The following is a 17,031-nucleotide window of genomic DNA, read 5'->3' as shown; positions in this document are numbered from 1 at the left end:
CCCATGATGAAAGGTGGCATGGCTGGCCTGATGAAGCAGGCCCAGCAGATGCAGGAAAAAATGGCCAGAATGCAGGAAGAACTGGCTAACGCGGAAGTCACCGGTCAGTCGGGCGCAGGCCTGGTGAGCGTGGTGATGACCGGTCGTCATGACGTCAAGCGCATCACGCTCGATGACAGCCTGATGCAGGAAGACAAGGAAGTGCTGGAAGATCTGATCGCCGCCGCCGTCAACGACGCGGTGCGCAAGGTCGAGCAGGCGAGCCAGGAAAAGACCGCCAGCATGACCGCAGGCATGCAACTGCCGCCGGGCATGAAACTGCCGTTCTAAGGCTGTTTTGCATGTTGATCAATGCCAGGCCATGTGCCTGGCATTTTTTGTTGTTTGGTCGCGAATGAATTCGCTCCTACACCGGTAGGAGCGAATTCATTCGCGAACATCCATAAGCAACACCCGAATTGACGCTCACCGCAAGGCGCGGGTATAAACCGCCTCTTGTGTTTTTGTCGGACCTTTCTCCATGAGCTTCAGCCCCCTGATTCGTCAATTGATCGATGCCTTTCGCGTTTTGCCGGGCGTGGGTCAGAAAACCGCTCAACGCATGGCGTTGCAGCTGCTGGAGCGTGACCGCAGCGGTGGTTCACGTCTCGCGCTGGCGCTCAGCCAGGCCATGGAGGGTGTGGGGCATTGCCGCTCATGCCGCACGCTGACCGAAGAGGAGTTGTGCCCGCAATGCGCGGACCCGCGCCGCGACGACACGCTGTTGTGCGTGGTCGAAGGGCCGACGGATGTCTATGCGGTGGAACAGACGGGCTATCGCGGGCGTTACTTCGTGCTCAAGGGCCACTTGTCGCCCCTGGACGGCCTGGGGCCTGAGGCTATCGGTATTCCGCAACTGCTGGAACGTATCAGCGAGCAGGGCACGTTCACGGAAGTCATCCTGGCCACCAACCCGACGGTGGAGGGGGAAGCCACCGCGCACTACATTGCCCAGCTACTTAACGAGAAAGGCCTGATCGCTTCGCGCATCGCCCATGGCGTGCCTCTGGGCGGTGAGCTGGATCTGGTGGATGGCGGGACGCTGGCGCATTCGTTTGCAGGGCGCAAGCCGATTGCGTTGTGATTTTCGCGAATGAATTCGCTCCCACTCAGTAGGAGCGTGATTGTGTGTGGGAGCGAATTCATTCGCAAAGCAGCCAGCACAGCCTTCCCGGATAAATCCGGTCCCACTCGGTAGGAGCGAATTCATTCGCGAACGGTTTTACTGCTCGTTCAACGCAAAGCTGGTCAGGCAGAAAGTCGGGATGTTCATGTCTTCCAGGCGCTGTGAGCCGCCCAGTTCCGGCAGGTCGATGATCGCTGCGGCTTCATGAATGTGAGCGCCCATGCGGCGGATCAGGTTGGCGGCAGCAATCAGGGTGCCGCCTGTCGCGATCAGGTCATCGAACATCACCACCGAGTCGCCTTCGCACAGGCTGTCGGCATGTACTTCCAGGTAGGCCTGGCCGTATTCGGTCTGGTAGGCCTCGGACAGCACGTCCGCGGGCAGCTTGCCTTGCTTGCGGAACAGGATCAGCGGTTTGTTAAGTTCATAGGCCACCACCGAACCGATCAGGAAGCCACGGGCATCCATGACGCCGACATGGCTGAAGTCGGCATCGATGTAGCGCTGCACGAAGCTGTCGATCACCAGGCGTGTAGCCTTGGGCGATTGGAAGAGGGGAGTGATGTCGCGAAAGACCACGCCGGGCTTGGGGAAGTCCACGACAGGGCGAATCAGGGATTTGAAGCTCAGTTCATCAAAAAGCATTGCAGGTGATCCGGGGCAAGTTTAGGCGGTAGTTTAAGCCGGTCCGCCCCGGATCGCACGCATCAGCTTTCCATGGCACCGCCGGCCAGGGCACAGAGCTGGATCGGATCAAGGATATGGATCTCCTTGCCTTCGGCAGCAATCAGCTCGTTCTGCTGGAAACGGGTGAACACGCGGGAGACGGTTTCCACGGCCAGGCCCAGGTGGTTGCCGATCTCGTTGCGGGACATGCTCAGGCGGAACTGGTTGGCGGAGAAGCCGCGAGCCCGGAAGCGTGCCGAGAGGTTGATCAGGAAGGTTGCAATGCGCTCGTCAGCGGTCTTTTTCGACAGCAGCAGCATCATTTGCTGGTCGTCGCGGATTTCACGGCTCATGACGCGCATCAGTTGCCGACGCAGTTGCGGAAGCTGTACGGACAGCTCGTCAAGGCGCTCGAAGGGGATCTCGCAGACCGAAGTGGTTTCCAGCGCCTGGGCCGACACCGGGTAGGCCTCGGAGTCCATGCCGGACATGCCGACCAGTTCGCTGGGCAGGTGGAAACCGGTGAGCTGTTCTTCACCGCTGTCACTGATGTTGAAGGTTTTCAGGGCGCCGGAGCGCACGGCATAAACGGAGGCGAAGGTGTCGCCCTGGCGGAACAGGAATTCACCTTTCTTCAGAGGGCGGCCGCGCTTGACGATCTGGTCAAGGGCGTCCATGTCTTCCATATTCAACGACAGGGGCAGACAGAGCGGCGCCAGACTGCAGTCCTTGCAATGGGCCTGGGTATGAGCACGCACTTTGACTGGCTCGGACATCACTTAATTCCTTGTGGGAAATCACACATAGGTCGTAAGGGTAACTCACACGCAGTGGCTTAGACCAGCGTGGAAAGTGTTCCGGGAGGTCAAGGTTCTCGTCAGTGTGTCGATAAACTGACAGGAATTTAACCGTCATAACGGGTTTTGCCATGTCGATATTAAACACTGTCATTGGCACCATAAGCGTGCGTCAAACTGTCGCTCAGCCTGTTGCTGCACCGGTTCAGGGCGCTGAAGCCGCGACGTCTACGACAAGAGCGAAGGGTATTGAGGTGGACTTGTCGAGTGCAGGCAAGAAGGCGGCTGCCTCGTCTTCTGGCAACGATGATATCGAGCAAAGCGGGTTGCCCGAGTCGGTGCAGAAGATCCTCAAGGCCATCCGTGAGCTGCAACGAAAGATTCAGGAAACCCTGGAGAAGATCCAGAAGGTGCTCAACGACAAGACCCTCACTTACGACGAGCGACAGGCGCAGGCCACGGCGTTGCAGACGGTGCTGGGCCTGTTGCAGCGGCAGGTGAGCAATTCCACGGCGGATATGGCGACGCTCATGAACCAGATGCAGTCCAGCGATGCGGACAAGGTCAAGGCGGGGATGTTGGTCATGGCCAAAATGTAAGGGGCCGCGAACGGCCCCTTGGATGTCGTTTAGATCACTCGTGAAAACCGTTGCCGGTTCTGCTGGTTCAGGTAGTTATCAAACACCATGCACACCGAGCGCACCAGCAACCGTCCGGCTGGCAGCACATTGATCTGGGTATCGCTCAGTTCGATCAGGCCGTCTCGCGCCATGTCTGTCAGTTGTGGCCACAGCTCATCGAAGTAACTTCTGAAATCAATTGAAAAGGTTTTTTCGATTTCGATGAAGTCGAGGGTGAAATGGCAGATCAATTGCTGGATCACCGCTCGCCTGATTCGGTCATCCTCGATGCAGACCAGACCCCGTTTGGTGGCCAACTGGTCGCTGGCCAGCAGTCCCTGATAGTCGTTCAGGTCGCTGCTGTTCTGGCAGTACAGATCACCGATCTGACTAATGGCCGAAACGCCCAGGCCGATCAGGTCGCAATGCCCGTGGGTGGTGTAGCCCTGGAAGTTGCGTTGCAGGGTCAGTTCTTCCTGTGCGACCGCCAGTTCGTCATCGGGCAGGGCGAAGTGGTCCATTCCGATGTAGCGATAACCGGCCTTGGTCAGCTGCTCAATGGTGCGTTCAAGCATCAGCAACTTGGTTTCAGGGCTGGGCAGTTCGGCGTTTTCAATGCGCCGCTGCGGCATGAAACGCTCGGGTAGGTGGGCATAGTTGAACACCGAAAGGCGATCGGGTTGCAGGGTGATGATTTCCTCGACGGTGCGACTGAAGCCTTCGAGCGTCTGTTTGGGCAGGCCGTAGATCAGGTCGATGTTCACCGAGCGAAATTGCAGGGTGCGTGCGGCTTCGATGATGGCGCGGGTTTCTTCCAGGCTCTGCAGGCGATTGACGGCGCGCTGGACCGCAGGGTCCAGGTCCTGGACGCCCAGGCTGACGCGGTTGAAGCCCAGCTCGCGCAGCAGGCCCATGGTGGACCAGTCGGCTTCGCGAGGGTCGATCTCGATGCCGTAATCGCCTGAATCGTCATCGAGCAGGTTGAAGTGCTTGCGCAGTTGCGCCATGAGCTGACGCAGCTCGTCATGGCTCAGAAAGGTCGGTGTACCGCCGCCGAAGTGCAGTTGCTCGACCACCTGACCGGGCGCCAGATGGCTGGCCAGGGTCTGGATTTCCTGCTCGAGCCTTTGCAGATAGGCATGGGCGCGGCCACGGTCCTTGGTGACGACTTTGTTGCAGGCGCAGTAGTAGCAGATGTTCGCGCAGAACGGGATGTGCACGTACAGCGACAGGGGGCGTACGGCCTTGCGGCTTTCACGCAAGGCATGAAGCAAATCGAAGGCTCCGACTTGCGTATGAAATTGCACTGCGGTTGGGTAGGACGTGTAACGAGGTCCTGCCAGGTCGTAGCGGCGGATCAGATCTGTGTCCCAACGAATGGCGTCGAGCATGCGGGCATTCCCCCGGGTAGGCTGGCAATGTTGGCAAGTCTACGGAGCTGGCTGCACAAGGGTGTTGATATGCGTCAAATACGCACGGGGGCTGTCGATGAAACTGTTTACATGATGCTCAGGAGGCCTAATGGCCCATCAGCCAGTGTTGATGCGGCCCAGGCATCGTCCACAGCCCGAACAGAATCACCAGCGCGCCGCCCGCCATGCGAATCCCCCGTTGGCGCAGCAACGCGGTGGTGCGTTCGGCGGCAAGGCCGGTGGCCAGCAGCACCGGCCAGGTGCCCAGTCCGAAGGCGAGCATGAGCAGGGCGCTGTCGATGGCATTGCCCTGGCTGGCCGACCACAACAGGGTGCTGTAGACCAGACCGCAAGGCAGCCAGCCCCATAAGGCTCCCAGCAGCAGGGCGCGCGGAAGGCTCGACACGGGCAGCAAGCGGGTCGCGACCGGTTGCAGGTGACGCCACAAGCCGCGCCCCAGGCTTTCAATACGCGTCAGGCCACTCCACCAGCCGGCCAGGTATAAGCCCATGGCTATCAGCAGCAGGGCCGCGATCACACGCAGGGCCATGGCCACCGGGCTGTTGGCCACGGCCCAGCCTGCCAGCCCGATCAACAGCCCTGCGCAGGCATAGCTGAAGATGCGTCCGAGGCTGTAGGCCAGCAGCAGGCGAAAGCGGCGGCTGCGCTGTTCACGCGGGATGGCCAGGGTCAGGGCGCCCATCAGGCCGCCGCACATGCCCAGGCAATGGCCGCCGCCCAGCAGGCCGAGAATCAGGGCTGACAGCAGCAGGGGAACGAGTTCAGGCATGGGGGTTCAACGGCGTGTTCTCAGGCATCGGGCTTCGTCTCGCCTTGCTGCATGGCCTGAGGCTTGCGCGAGGCTTCGTCCAGGGCGGCTTGATGGTTGGGGTCCTGGTCGTCGAACAGGATGCTGTGGGCCGGGCTTTCCAGGTCGTCGTATTGCCCGCTGTCCACCGCCCAGAAAAAGACATAGACCGCGATGGCGACCAGCAGCAGGGCTGCCGGGATCATGATGTAGAGCGCGGGCATAAAACCTCCTGAACCGGCTGTCGAGTCACGACGACGGACGCCTGGGTGCCCGGTAGTCGGGTCAGGCGCAAGGCGTTGAGCACGACCGCCAGCGAACTGATGGACATGCCGACCGCGGCCCAGACAGGTGTGATCCAGCCCAGCGCCGCGAACGGCAGCATGAGGCCATTGTACAGGCCTGCCCACAAGAGGTTTTCGATAATGACCCGGCGTGTACGGCGTGCCAGACCAAAGGCTTGCACCAGTGCCTGCAGGCGATTGGACAGCAGCACCGCATCGGCACTGGTTTTCGCCAGGTCCGTGGCCGAGCCCATGGCGATGCTGATGTCCGCAGCGGCCAGTACCGGCACATCGTTGACGCCATCGCCGAGCATCAGCACCTTGCGCCCCTGTTCATGCAGCTTTTGCAGCATGGCCAGTTTGTCATCCGGGCGCAGGCCGCCGTGGGCTTCGTCGATGCCCAGTTCAGCGGCAACGCTGGCGACCATGGGTGAGCTGTCGCCCGACAGCAGCAGGGTTTTCCAGCCGCGAGCCTTGCAGGCCTGCAACAGCTGGCCGGCCTCTTCGCGCAGGCGGTCATCGAGCCCCAGCCAGGCCAGTGGTGAGCGATCATCGCCCAGCAACAGCCATTGGCCGGCTTCGTTCGGCATGGGGGGAATGTCGCTGGCGCTCAGGGCGCAGACGAATCCGGGCTGGCCGATACGCAGGCGCTGTGCCCCGACACATCCTTCCAGGCCAAGGCCCGGCGTGCTGTGGACGTCGGTGGCCGCCAGCGGTGCTCGTCCGAATGCGCGGGCGATGGGGTGCTCCGAACGGTTTTCCAGGGCGGCCGCCAGACTCAGGCAAGTGTCGGCGTCCAGCGTGCCGAGCGGCTTGATGCGGCGCAGGGTGAGCCGACCTTCGGTGAGAGTGCCGGTCTTGTCGAAGATGACGGTATCGATCTGGTTCAGGCCTTCGAGCACATGAGCGCGGGTCAGCAGCAGGCCGAGTTTGTGCAGGGTGCCGGTGGCGGCTGTCAGGGCTGTCGGCGTCGCCAGTGACAATGCACACGGGCAGGTGGCGACCAGCATCGCCAGAACGATCCAGAAGGCCCGGGCCGGGTCGATCTGCCACCAGACCAGACCGATGAGGACCGCAGCGGCCAGTGAGCCCAGCAGGAACCATTGAGCGGCGCGGTCGGCGATTTCCGCCAGCCGGGGTTTTTCGGTCTGGGCGCGCTCCAGCAGGCGAACGATGGCGGACAGACGGGTTTCATGGCCCAGTGCCTGGACATGGACTGTCAGCGGACCTTCGACATTGAGCGTACCGGCCGTCACTGAATCCCCCACGCTGCGCGGGTGCGGCAGGTATTCGCCGGTCAGCAGCGACTCGTCGACGCTGGACTGGCCCTCCAGCACTTTGCCATCGGCCGGAATGACGGTGCCGGGGTGCACCAGAACGCGGTCATTCAGGCGCAATTCACTGAGCAGAATCCGCTGGCTCTGACCGTCTTCGCTCAGGCGCAGGCAGGAGGCCGGCAGCAGGTTGACCAGTTGTGCGGTGGCGGCGGCGGTCCGCTCCCGTGCGCGTCGCTCCAGATAGCGCCCGGCCAGTAGAAACAGGGCAAACATGCCGGCGGCATCGAAATACAGCTCGCCGGTGCCGGTGATTGCTGTCCAGATCCCTGCCAGATAGGCACCGCCGATGGCCAGTGAGACGGACACGTCCATGGTCAGGTGGCGGGTGCGCAGGTCGCGCAGGGCACCTCGAAAGAAGGGCGCGCAACTGTAGAAGATGATCGGGGTGGTCAGAAACATCGCGACCCAGCGCAGGATGGTGTGCATCTCGGCGCTGAGGTCGATGTTGAACTCCGGCCATGTGGCCATGGTTGCCATCATTGCCTGAAACCACAGCAGGCCCGCCACGCCCAGTTGGCGCAGGGCCAGACGGTTTTCACTGGCCAGTTGTTCAGTGGCGCGATCGGCTTGATAGGGATGGGCAGCGTAGCCGATGCTGCGCAGCTCACCCAGTAACTGGCTTAAAGGCAACTGTCTTTCAGACCAGCGCACATGCAGACGATGACTGGACAGGTTCAGTTGCGCTTCGGCAATGGCCGGCAGACTGCGCAGGTGACGCTCGATCAGCCAGCCACAGGCGGCGCAACTGATACCTTCCATCAGCAGCGTGGTTTCGGACAGTTCCCCTTCATGGCGTACGAACGAAGCCTGCACGTCGGGGCGGTCATACAGCTCCAGTTCGTCGACCAGTTGCGCGGGCAGGCTTTCGGGGTTGGTCGAGGTGTCGCTGCGGTGGCTGTAGTAGCTTTCCAGCCCGCCCGCGACGATGGCCTGGGTTACGGCCTGGCAGCCGGGGCAGCACAGTTCCCGGGTTTCGCCGAGCACGACAGCGGTGAAGCGGCTGCCCGGTGGAACGGGCAGCGCACAGTGGTAGCAACTGCGTGTAGGAGCGGATTTATCCGCGAAAGGGGATGGTCTGTTCGCGGATGAATCCGCTCCTACGGGTTCTGTATTCAATTCTTTCTGTCTTCCGCACCTTGCAGCGGCTCGTCGCCCAGCATCAGGGCCGCGTCATGGCTGACCTGTTCTTCCTCGAACAGACGCCAGGTCTGGCCGTTTTCGCTCCCCAGCAGTTCGACGAAACGACGACCTTCGATCTTGTCCTGCAACTGGCCGATGTAGCGACCGGCTTCGGAGGGGCTGCGGGTCAGGAAGATGCGGCGATCCTTGTCCGGCTGGGTAGGGGAGATCAGGTTCAGTTCCAGTCGTTCAGGCTGGCTGTTGCCGGTCAGGCGCAGCTCGGCCTCACCGGTCTGTTCGTCCAGATGAATGCTGGCCCGCAGCTTGAGGGTCTGGGCCAGCAGCTCCCGGTTCAGGGAGCGGTTGATGCCTTTGCCGGCCTCGTAATAGTTGTCGTTGACCAGATTGTCCGGGTTGTTGACGGCAATGGTCACCATTGACAGGCTCAGGGTCACCGAGCAGGCCAGGATGCCGATGATGATCCATGGCCAGCGGTGCTTGTACCAGGGGCTTGAATCGAGTGCGACTGACATGACGGGTGTCCCTTAACGGATTTGTGGGCCGATGAAGCGGCTCTGGGCTTCGACACGGGTATCGCTGTTGTCGATGTCCTTGAGTATGAAGGTGACCTCGTTGGTGCTCGATGGCATCTTCTCGGGGGCGCTGGACAGCTCCACCGGCATGGTGAAGATATCGCCCGCCGCCACCTTGATCTCACGTTTGCCCTGCAGTTTCAGGTCAGGCAGGCCGGTGGCCTCGAGGATGTAGGTGTGATCCACCTGATCCTTGTTCATCACCTTGAGGCTGTAGACGTTTTCGATGCGGCCTTCGGCATTTTCGCGGTACAGCACACGGTCCTTGCTGACATCGAACCCGACCAGCGAGCGGGTGAGGAAGGCGCTGGCCAACAGGCCGATCATGATCAGCAGCATCACGGCATAGCCAATCAACCGTGGACGCAGCTTGTGGGTGACCTGCCCCGACAGGTTGTGTTCGGTGGTATAGCTGATGAGCCCGCGTGGGTAGTGCATCTTGTCCATGATGGTGTCACAGGCGTCGATACAGGCGGCGCAGCCGATGCATTCGATCTGCAGGCCGTCGCGGATGTCGATGCCGGTAGGGCAGACCTGAACGCACATGGTGCAGTCGATACAGTCACCAAGGCCCTGGGCCTTGTAGTCCACGTCCTTTTTGCGTGTGCCACGTGTTTCTCCACGACGTGGGTCGTAGGAAACGATCATGGTGTCCTTGTCGAACATGACGCTCTGGAAGCGGGCGTACGGGCACATGTAGACGCACACCTGCTCGCGCAGCCAGCCGGCGTTGCCGTAGGTCGCCAGGGTAAAGAAGCCGATCCAGAAATAGGCCCAGCCATCGGCCTGCCCTGTGAACAGGTCGATGCTCAGGTCACGGATGGGCGAGAAATAACCGACGAAGGTCAGGCCGGTCACGAAACCGATGAGCAGCCAGAGGCTGTGCTTGCTGAACTTGCGCATGAACTTGTTGGCGCTCATGGGGGCCTTGTCGAGCTTGATGCGCTGGTTGCGGTCGCCCTCGGTGACCTTTTCGCACCACATGAAAATCCAGGTCCAGACGCTTTGCGGGCAGGTATAGCCGCACCAGATGCGCCCGGCATACACGGTGATGAAGAACAGGCCGAAGGCACTGACGATCAGGATGCCCGACAGCAGAATGAAGTCTTGTGGCCAGAAGGTGGCACCGAAGATATAGAACTTGCGCTCCGGCAGGTTCCACCACACCGCCTGATGGCCGCCCCAGTTCAGCCATACCGTGCCGAAATACACCAGAAACAAGGCGAGTCCGCTCAGCATGCGCAGGTTACGGAACCGGCCTGTGAAGGCGCGGGTATAGATGTTTTCTCGCGCGGCGTAGAGGTCGACAGAATGACTGTCATGCTTGGAGGGCGGGGTGATGTTGTGTACGGGAATCCTGTTGTTCATTGGGGCGTCCCACGGCAGTGGAAAAATGCCGCAGCCAGTGCATGCCGACCGCGATCAAGGCTTGTCTCTTATGGCGTCCATGATACGCCTGCCCTTATACCTCAAGACTGCGACCTTTGGTCGCGTTGGGTTCCTCAAGCGGTTCGTGTAAGTGATCTGGATCAATTGACAGGGTAATTATGTTCGTCTGTCAGCGGGGCGCTGTCCGATAGACAGCAGGTTCTTCATGCAACTGACTGACCCACGGGTTGAGCACGGAGACACCGCTGTGCTGAAAATCAACGGTGTTGCGGGTCACCACTTTCATGCCGTGTATCAGCGCAGTGGCAGCAATCAAGGCATCGCATTCGCTGCGTGGATCAGGGATATGAAGCTGCGCACAGCGTCTGGCCACAGCGCTGTCCACGGCCAGGATGCGCCCGGCGAAGGCTTTCAAGACATGATGTTCCAGCCAGGTGCGCAGTGCCGCGCCCTGGAGGGGATCGCGGCGCTCGATGCGCAATACGCCTGTTTCCAGTTCCATGACCGTGACGGCGGAGATGAACAGGCTGGCGGGTGTGGTGGTGTTTGCCCATGCGACGACATTGGCGTCCACATGGCGCTTTCTGAGTTCGGAGACCACGTTGGTGTCGAGCAGGAACATCAGGACAGGTCCACGTGACGAGGTGTGATATCGGCCCGTTGGGGATCGAAATCGATCTCGATGTCGGCAGGCATGATCAGCATGTCGACGATACTGACCGAGCTGCCCGTCAGCTTCCGGTAGTCCTCGATCGAGAGCAGGACATGGGCCGGACGCCCCCTGTCGGTGATGAACACCGGGCCTTCGTTGGCCGCCTTCTTGGCTCCGCTGGTGTCCTGATTGAATTCGCGGCTTGTGAGTGTCGTTGTCATGGCATGACCTCCTGGAAATGTCTGTTGGTTTCTAGACCTGCGTTCGGCAGTCTAGTTATGTAGAAACGTATCTACAACAGACAAATCTTATCCAGATGCAACAACCCCGTCGAACGACGGGGCTGCCCGGTCCGCACGATCATTGAGGCTCGGCAGGCTTTTCCTGACGGGACAGGCTGTAGATATAAGCGGCCAGGAGATGAACCTTGTCATTGCCCTGGGTGGCGCGCTGGGCAGGCATCTGACCCTGACGGCCGTAACGGATGGTCTGTTGCAGTTGCGCAAGGCTCGACCCATAAATGAAGGCTCCCGGATGGGTAAGGTCCGGCGCTCCCAGCGCTGGCGTGCCTTTGCCTTCTGCCCCATGGCAGGCCACGCAGTTGGTCGCGAATATCTTCTGGCCAGCAGTGGGGTCGGCCTTGGCATCTTCGGGCAGTTTGCGACCGTCGAGCCGGGTCAGGATGTAGGCCGAGACATCACGCACGCCCTGTTCACCGACAATCTCGCCCCAGGCCGGCATGACGGCATGACGACCGTCCATGATGGTGGCCTTGATGGTCTGCGGGTCGCCGCCCCAGCGCCAGTCGGCATCGGTCAGGTTGGGGAAACCATAGGCGCCCTTGGCGTCCGAGCCGTGGCACACCGAGCAGTTGGAGGCAAACAGACGGCCGCCCATCTTCAGGGCCTGTGGGTCTTTGGCCACGTCCTCGATGGGCATCGCCGCGTATTTGGCGAACAGAGGCCCGAAGCGGTTTTCGGCGCGAGCCATTTCCTTTTCCCACTCATGAGCGCCTGTCCAGCCTTGCTGGCCGTCCGAAAACTGAAGCTGTTTTTCGTTATCCGCGTACTGATAACCGGGCAGCAGGCCTTTCCAGTTGCCCAGCCCCGGATACAACGCCAGATAGCCCAGAGCAAACACGAGGGTGGCGACGAACAGCAGGAACCACCAGCGCGGCAGCGGGTTGTCGTACTCCTCGATCCCGTCGAAGGAGTGACCCACGGTTTCTTCGGTCGATTCATTGCGCTGGCCCTTGCGGGTTGCCAGCAGCAGCCAGGTCAGGACGAAGAGAGTGCCCAGGGTCAGAACCGTGACATACAGGCTCCAGAAGGTGGTCATGCTTTCTTGCTCCCGGGGGCACTGTTTTCCTGCTCTATCTGCTCGACGGCTTTCGGGTCGTCCGCGAAGGGCAGCATGGTCGCGTCGTCGAATTCAGCCTTGCGTTTCGGGCTGAATACCCACAGCGCCAGGCCGATAAAGGCCACCATCACCACCAGTGTGCCCAGACCTCGAATCATTCCGATATCCATCGCGTTCACCGTTTGCTTTTGATGATTGTGCCAAGGCCTTGCAGGTAGGCCACCAGCGCGTCCATTTCCGTCTTGCCCTTCACGGCGGCTTCGGCACCGGCGATGTCTTCGTCGGTATAAGGCGTGCCGAGGGTGCGCAGGACTTCCATCTTTTTAGCCGTTTCCTTGCCGTCGAGTTTTTTCTCGACCAGGAACGGATAGGCCGGCATTTTCGATTCGGGCACCACATTGCGCGGGTTGTACAAATGGGCGCGGTGCCAGTCGTCCGAGTAGCGGCCACCGACGCGGGCCAGGTCGGGACCTGTACGTTTGGAGCCCCACAGGAACGGGTGGTCCCAGACGCTTTCGCCCGCCACCGAATAATGACCGTAGCGTTCGGTTTCGGCCCTGAACGGGCGGATCATCTGTGAGTGGCATCCCACGCAACCGTTGGCGATGTACACGTCACGGCCTTCGACTTCCAGAGCGGTGCGTGGCTTCATGCCTTCGATCGGCTTGTTGGTCACGTCCTGAAAGAACAGCGGCACGATCTGGGTCAGGCCGCCAATGCTGACGGCAATGACCATGAAGAACGCCAGCAGGCCGATGTTTTTCTCCAGTACCTCATGTTTCATCAGTGAGTCCCCGCAACGGCGATCTGGGCAGCGGCTTCTGCTTCTTTCGGGTCAGACGTCCGTACCGTCTGCCAGACGTTCCAGGCCATCAGCAGCATGCCGCTGGCAAAGATGCCCCCGCCGATCATTCGCACGATATACCCCGGATGGCTGGCAGATATGCTCTCGATGAATGTATAGACGAGGGTTCCGTCGTTATTGATTGCTCGCCACATCAGGCCCTGGGTGATGCCATTGACCCACATCGAAGCGATGTAGAGCACGGTGCCGATGGTGGCGAGCCAGAAGTGCGCGTTGATCAGCCCGATGCTGTGCATCTGCGGACGCCCGAAGACTTTGGGGATCATGTGATAGATCGAACCGATGGAAATCATCGCCACCCAGCCCAGGGCACCGGCATGTACGTGGCCGATGGTCCAGTCGGTGTAATGGGACAACGAGTTTACAGTCTTGATGGCCATCATCGGCCCTTCAAAGGTCGACATGCCATAGAACGCCAGGGACACCACCAGAAAACGCAGGATCGGGTCGGTGCGTAATTTATGCCAGGCCCCCGAGAGGGTCATCATGCCGTTGATCATGCCGCCCCAGCTCGGGGCCAGCAGGATGATCGACATCACCATGCCCAGCGATTGTGCCCAGTCTGGCAGTGCGGTGTAGTGCAGGTGATGCGGACCGGCCCAGATGTACAGGGTGATCAGCGCCCAGAAGTGGACGATGGACAGGCGATACGAGTAAATGGGGCGTTCGGCCTGCTTGGGCACGAAGTAGTACATCATCCCCAGAAAGCCTGTGGTCAGGAAAAAGCCTACGGCGTTGTGCCCGTACCACCACTGAATCATCGCGTCGGTGGCACCTGCATAGGCCGAGTAGGATTTGAACAGGCTGACCGGCAGCGAGATGTGGTTGACGATGTGCAGCATGGCCGTCACCAGAATGAACGCGCCATAGAACCAGTTGCCGACATAGATGTGTTTCGTCTTGCGCTTGACGATGGTGCCGAAGAACACCACCGCATAGGTGACCCAGACAATGGCCAGCAGAATCGCGATCGGCCATTCCAGCTCGGCGTATTCCTTGGTGGTGGTGTAACCCATGGGCAGGGTGATGAGTGCGCCGACAATCACCGCTTGCCAGCCCCAGAAGGTGAATGCCGCGAGGCTGTCGGAAATCAGCCGTGTCTGGCAGGTCCGTTGCACCACGTAATAGGACGTTGCAAACAAGGCACAGCCGCCGAAGGCGAAGATCACGAGATTGGTGTGCAGGGGGCGCAGACGTCCGAACGTTGTCCATTCCAGGTCGAGGTTCAGCTCGGGCCAGACAAGCTGCGAGGCGATGAAAACCCCGAGCCCCATGCCGAAAATTCCCCAGACCACCGTCATGATGGCGAACTGACGGACCACCTTATAGTTATAAGCAGTCGGGCTGATTGCAGTGCTCATTTCCAGGGTTCCACGGATCAGTATTTATAGGTATTCAAAAGGCCACGAACCTGCTCACGGTCAAGACCGGGGCAAGTGTTTGCGTTGAGGCGATGGCCCTTTGAGGCATGTTCCCTGTACACCGGAGCATGGCCGAAGCGGACCGAAAAAGGCGGGGGAGACAGGTCGAGACGCGTGATGCCGGAAAATGCCGAAGGCATTCTCTTCCCGTGACCTGTGACCAGGCTAAGGCCAGTCCACTGCGGGCAAGCTTAGTCGTGAAAGACCGGCATGGGAAGTTTGAGGTGAGGGGAGGGCTGTTCAGGAAAAATTCCGCACCCCGTTGCAGGGTGCGGAATTCAGGGTGCTACGGGCTGAATCGTTACTGTGACTGCTTTTCCTTGTTGGCGAGTTGATCAGGACTCTGGGAAAGGCTGTACACATAGGCGGCCAGCAATTGCACTTTGTCATTGCCCAGCAAATCGGCCTGAGCAGGCATATGACCCTGGCGACCAAGACGAATGGTCTGTTGCAGTTGCGCAAGGCTGGTGCCGTAGATGAAACCGCCCGGTTGTGTGAGGTTGGGGGCGCCCATTGCTTCGACACCTTTACCTGTTGCACCGTGACACGCTACGCAAGTCGAGCTGAATACTTGCTGTCCGGCGGCCAGATCGGCGGTGTTGTCGGCAGGCAGTGGCAGACCGGCCAGCGAGTGGCGAACGTAGGCGGCGACGTTCTTGACGCCTTCTTCACCGATCACGGGACCCCAGGCTGGCATGGCCGCGACACGACCCATCATGATGCTGTTCTTGATGGTGTCGGCACTGCCGCCCCAGCGCCAGTTGGTGTCGGTCAGGTTAGGGAAGCCGTAGGCACCCTTGGCATCCGAGCCGTGGCACACCGAGCAGTTGGAGGCGAACAGACGGCCGCCCATTTTCAGGGCCTGCGGGTCTTTGGCGACTTCTTCCACGGGCATGGCGGCGAACTTGGCAAAGATGGGGCCGAATTTGGCATCCGCCCGGTCCATTTCCTTTTCCCATTCGTGGGCACCGGTCCAGCCGTTTTCATAACCGGGCAGGATGCCTTTCCAGTTACCCAGGCCCGGGTAGAGGATCAGGTAGCCGACTGCGAACACCAGAGTGCCCGCGAACAGCATGAACCACCATTGCGGCAACGGATTGTCATACTCCTCGATGCCGTCGAAGCTGTGGCCCATGGTCTGGTCGGTACTGCCCTTGGTTTCGCCTTTGCGTGTGCCGATCAACAGCCAGGTCAGCCCGATCAGGCTGCCGAGGGTCAGCACGCAGATATAGGTGCTCCAGAAGGTGGTCATGGCTGGTTACTCCGCACGACAGGTTGTTCCGTTTCAGGTTTCGCGTCAGTGCTCAAGGGGTGTGGCTCGTCGGCAAAGGGCGCCATGCGAGCCTCGGCGAAATCCGGGTTGCGTTTGCTGCTGGATACCCACAGGGACATCCCGATGAAGGCGATCGCCACTACCAACGTGCCGAGGCCGCGCAAGTCTTGGATATCCATGCCTCACCTCTTGCTCTTGATGGAAGTGCCCAGCACTTGCAGGTAGGCGACCAGTGCATCCATTTCGGTCTTGCCCTTGAGGCTGGCGACGGCACCGGAGATGTCGGCATCGGTGTAAGGCACGCCCAGGGTACGCATGGCGCGGATCTTGGCTTCGGTGTTGCTGCTGTCCACCTGCTGGGTCACCAGCCATGGATAGGCAGGCATTTTCGACTCCGGCACGACGTTGCGCGGGTTGTACAGGTGAGCGCGGTGCCAGTCGTCCGAGTAGCGTGCGCCGACGCGGGCCAGGTCAGGACCGGTACGCTTGGAACCCCACAGGAACGGATGATCCCAGACGCTTTCGCCCGCTACCGAGTAGTGGCCATAACGCTCGGTTTCGGCACGGAACGGACGGATCATCTGGGAGTGACAACCCACGCAACCTTCGCGGATGTAAATGTCGCGGCCTTCGAGTTGCAGGGCGGTGTAGGGCTTCATGCCTTCGACCGGCTTGTTGGTCACGTCCTGGAAGAACAGCGGCACGATCTGGGTCAGGCCGCCGATGCTGACGGCCAGAACCATCAGGATCATCAGCAGGGTGACGTTTTTCTCGATCACTTCATGTTTCATGGTCAGCTCCTCAGGCCATCTGTGCTGCAGCGGCGGCTTCGGCAGGGTTGGAAGCCCGCACGGTGCGCCAGGTGTTGTAGGCCATCAGCAACATGCCCACGAGGAAGATGGCGCCACCGACCAGACGAACGATGAAGCCCGGGTGGCTGGCCTGCAGGGCTTCGACGAAGGAGTAAGTCAGGGTTCCGTCTTCGTTCACCGCACGCCACATCAGGCCTTGAGTAATGCCGTTGACCCACATCGAGGCGATGTAGAGCACGGTGCCGATGGTGGCGAGCCAGAAGTGCGCGTTGATCAGGCCCAGGCTGTGCATCTGTTGACGACCGAAGACCTTGGGAATCATGTGATACAGCGCGCCGATGGAGATCATTGCCACCCAGCCGAGTGCGCCGGCGTGTACGTGACCGATGGTCCAGTCGGTGTAGTGGGAAAGGGCGTTGACGGTCTTGATGGCCATCATCGGACCTTCAAAGGTCGACA

General features: G+C 60.5%; 21 protein-coding genes. 3 read left to right on the top strand and 18 right to left on the bottom strand.

Annotated features, from left to right (window positions below; translation table 11 throughout):
- Positions 1-3: 3 nt before the first annotated feature.
- The gene (locus ACIPY9_RS20155; RefSeq protein WP_400705421.1) at positions 4-330 is read left to right on the top strand and encodes a YbaB/EbfC family nucleoid-associated protein; all 327 of its coding nucleotides are present in this window, start codon (positions 4-6) and stop codon (positions 328-330) included.
- Positions 331-520: 190 nt separating this feature from the next.
- Positions 521-1,123 (top strand): recombination mediator RecR, encoded by a 603-nt coding sequence (gene recR, locus ACIPY9_RS20150; protein ID WP_400705418.1) that lies wholly within the window; start codon positions 521-523, stop codon positions 1,121-1,123.
- Positions 1,124-1,261: 138 nt separating this feature from the next.
- On the opposite strand, the gene ACIPY9_RS20145 is transcribed toward recR, so the two are convergent.
- Complete coding sequence (locus ACIPY9_RS20145) at positions 1,262-1,810, bottom strand: adenine phosphoribosyltransferase (RefSeq protein WP_400705415.1); 549 nt, start codon at positions 1,808-1,810, stop codon at positions 1,262-1,264.
- A gap of 62 nt (positions 1,811-1,872) precedes the next feature.
- Positions 1,873-2,607, bottom strand: coding sequence for a fumarate/nitrate reduction transcriptional regulator Fnr (gene fnr, locus ACIPY9_RS20140; protein ID WP_400705412.1), 735 nt, complete (start codon positions 2,605-2,607; stop codon positions 1,873-1,875).
- 152 nt (positions 2,608-2,759) lie between these two features.
- Here fnr and ACIPY9_RS20135 point away from each other — a divergent pair, with 152 nt between their 5' ends.
- Positions 2,760-3,227, top strand: a complete 468-nt coding sequence (locus ACIPY9_RS20135) for a chemotaxis protein (RefSeq protein WP_400705409.1) — start codon at positions 2,760-2,762, stop codon at positions 3,225-3,227.
- Positions 3,228-3,256: 29 nt separating this feature from the next.
- Here the strand turns inward: ACIPY9_RS20135 and hemN are convergent, their stop codons facing one another.
- The 16 genes from hemN to ACIPY9_RS20055 form a co-directional block, all read right to left on the bottom strand.
- A complete protein-coding gene (hemN, locus tag ACIPY9_RS20130) occupies positions 3,257-4,639 on the bottom strand; it encodes an oxygen-independent coproporphyrinogen III oxidase (protein WP_400705406.1) in 1,383 nt (460 codons plus the stop codon).
- Positions 4,640-4,766: 127 nt separating this feature from the next.
- Positions 4,767-5,450, bottom strand: coding sequence for a sulfite exporter TauE/SafE family protein (locus tag ACIPY9_RS20125; protein WP_400705403.1), 684 nt, complete (start codon positions 5,448-5,450; stop codon positions 4,767-4,769).
- 20 nt (positions 5,451-5,470) lie between these two features.
- Complete coding sequence (gene ccoS, locus ACIPY9_RS20120) at positions 5,471-5,692, bottom strand: cbb3-type cytochrome oxidase assembly protein CcoS (RefSeq protein WP_400705400.1); 222 nt, start codon at positions 5,690-5,692, stop codon at positions 5,471-5,473.
- Complete coding sequence (locus ACIPY9_RS20115; protein ID WP_400705397.1) at positions 5,671-8,205, bottom strand: heavy metal translocating P-type ATPase; 2,535 nt, start codon at positions 8,203-8,205, stop codon at positions 5,671-5,673. Before ACIPY9_RS20115 ends, ccoS begins: the two co-directional genes overlap by 22 nt.
- Positions 8,202-8,741: a FixH family protein gene (locus ACIPY9_RS20110; protein WP_400705394.1), complete on the bottom strand. Its 540-nt coding sequence runs from the start codon at positions 8,739-8,741 to the stop codon at positions 8,202-8,204. The genes ACIPY9_RS20115 and ACIPY9_RS20110 overlap by 4 nt, the downstream gene beginning before the upstream one ends.
- 12 nt (positions 8,742-8,753) lie before the next feature.
- On the bottom strand, positions 8,754-10,169 hold the full coding sequence (gene ccoG / locus ACIPY9_RS20105) for a cytochrome c oxidase accessory protein CcoG (protein WP_400705391.1): 1,416 nt from the start codon (positions 10,167-10,169) through the stop codon (positions 8,754-8,756).
- Between the two features lie 190 nt (positions 10,170-10,359).
- Positions 10,360-10,812, bottom strand: a complete 453-nt coding sequence (locus ACIPY9_RS20100) for a type II toxin-antitoxin system VapC family toxin (RefSeq protein WP_400705388.1) — start codon at positions 10,810-10,812, stop codon at positions 10,360-10,362.
- A complete protein-coding gene (locus tag ACIPY9_RS20095) occupies positions 10,812-11,063 on the bottom strand; it encodes a type II toxin-antitoxin system Phd/YefM family antitoxin (protein WP_400705385.1) in 252 nt (83 codons plus the stop codon). Before ACIPY9_RS20095 ends, ACIPY9_RS20100 begins: the two co-directional genes overlap by 1 nt.
- Positions 11,064-11,202: 139 nt before the next feature.
- A complete protein-coding gene (gene ccoP / locus ACIPY9_RS20090; RefSeq protein ID WP_400705382.1) occupies positions 11,203-12,180 on the bottom strand; it encodes a cytochrome-c oxidase, cbb3-type subunit III in 978 nt (325 codons plus the stop codon).
- A complete protein-coding gene (locus ACIPY9_RS20085) occupies positions 12,177-12,371 on the bottom strand; it encodes a cbb3-type cytochrome oxidase subunit 3 (protein WP_400705379.1) in 195 nt (64 codons plus the stop codon). Before ACIPY9_RS20085 ends, ccoP (ACIPY9_RS20090) begins: the two co-directional genes overlap by 4 nt.
- Before the next feature lie 5 nt (positions 12,372-12,376).
- Positions 12,377-12,985, bottom strand: a complete 609-nt coding sequence (gene ccoO, locus ACIPY9_RS20080; protein WP_400705376.1) for a cytochrome-c oxidase, cbb3-type subunit II — start codon at positions 12,983-12,985, stop codon at positions 12,377-12,379.
- A complete protein-coding gene (ccoN, locus tag ACIPY9_RS20075; RefSeq protein ID WP_400705373.1) occupies positions 12,985-14,427 on the bottom strand; it encodes a cytochrome-c oxidase, cbb3-type subunit I in 1,443 nt (480 codons plus the stop codon). The genes ccoO (ACIPY9_RS20080) and ccoN overlap by 1 nt, the downstream gene beginning before the upstream one ends.
- Before the next feature lie 361 nt (positions 14,428-14,788).
- Complete coding sequence (gene ccoP / locus ACIPY9_RS20070; protein WP_400705370.1) at positions 14,789-15,739, bottom strand: cytochrome-c oxidase, cbb3-type subunit III; 951 nt, start codon at positions 15,737-15,739, stop codon at positions 14,789-14,791.
- Positions 15,736-15,939: a cbb3-type cytochrome c oxidase subunit 3 gene (locus ACIPY9_RS20065; protein WP_201006186.1), complete on the bottom strand. Its 204-nt coding sequence runs from the start codon at positions 15,937-15,939 to the stop codon at positions 15,736-15,738. Before ACIPY9_RS20065 ends, ccoP (ACIPY9_RS20070) begins: the two co-directional genes overlap by 4 nt.
- 3 nt (positions 15,940-15,942) lie before the next feature.
- On the bottom strand, positions 15,943-16,551 hold the full coding sequence (ccoO, locus tag ACIPY9_RS20060; RefSeq protein WP_400705367.1) for a cytochrome-c oxidase, cbb3-type subunit II: 609 nt from the start codon (positions 16,549-16,551) through the stop codon (positions 15,943-15,945).
- Positions 16,552-16,561: 10 nt separating this feature from the next.
- Positions 16,562-17,031 (bottom strand): cbb3-type cytochrome c oxidase subunit I (locus ACIPY9_RS20055; protein ID WP_400705364.1); only part of this gene is annotated, 470 nt, incomplete at its 5' end.

This window comes from Pseudomonas sp. NPDC089734, from assembly GCF_044748865.1.
Taxonomy (GTDB): Bacteria; Pseudomonadota; Gammaproteobacteria; order Pseudomonadales; family Pseudomonadaceae; genus Aquipseudomonas.
This window is presented reverse-complemented; position numbering and strand designations above follow the sequence as displayed.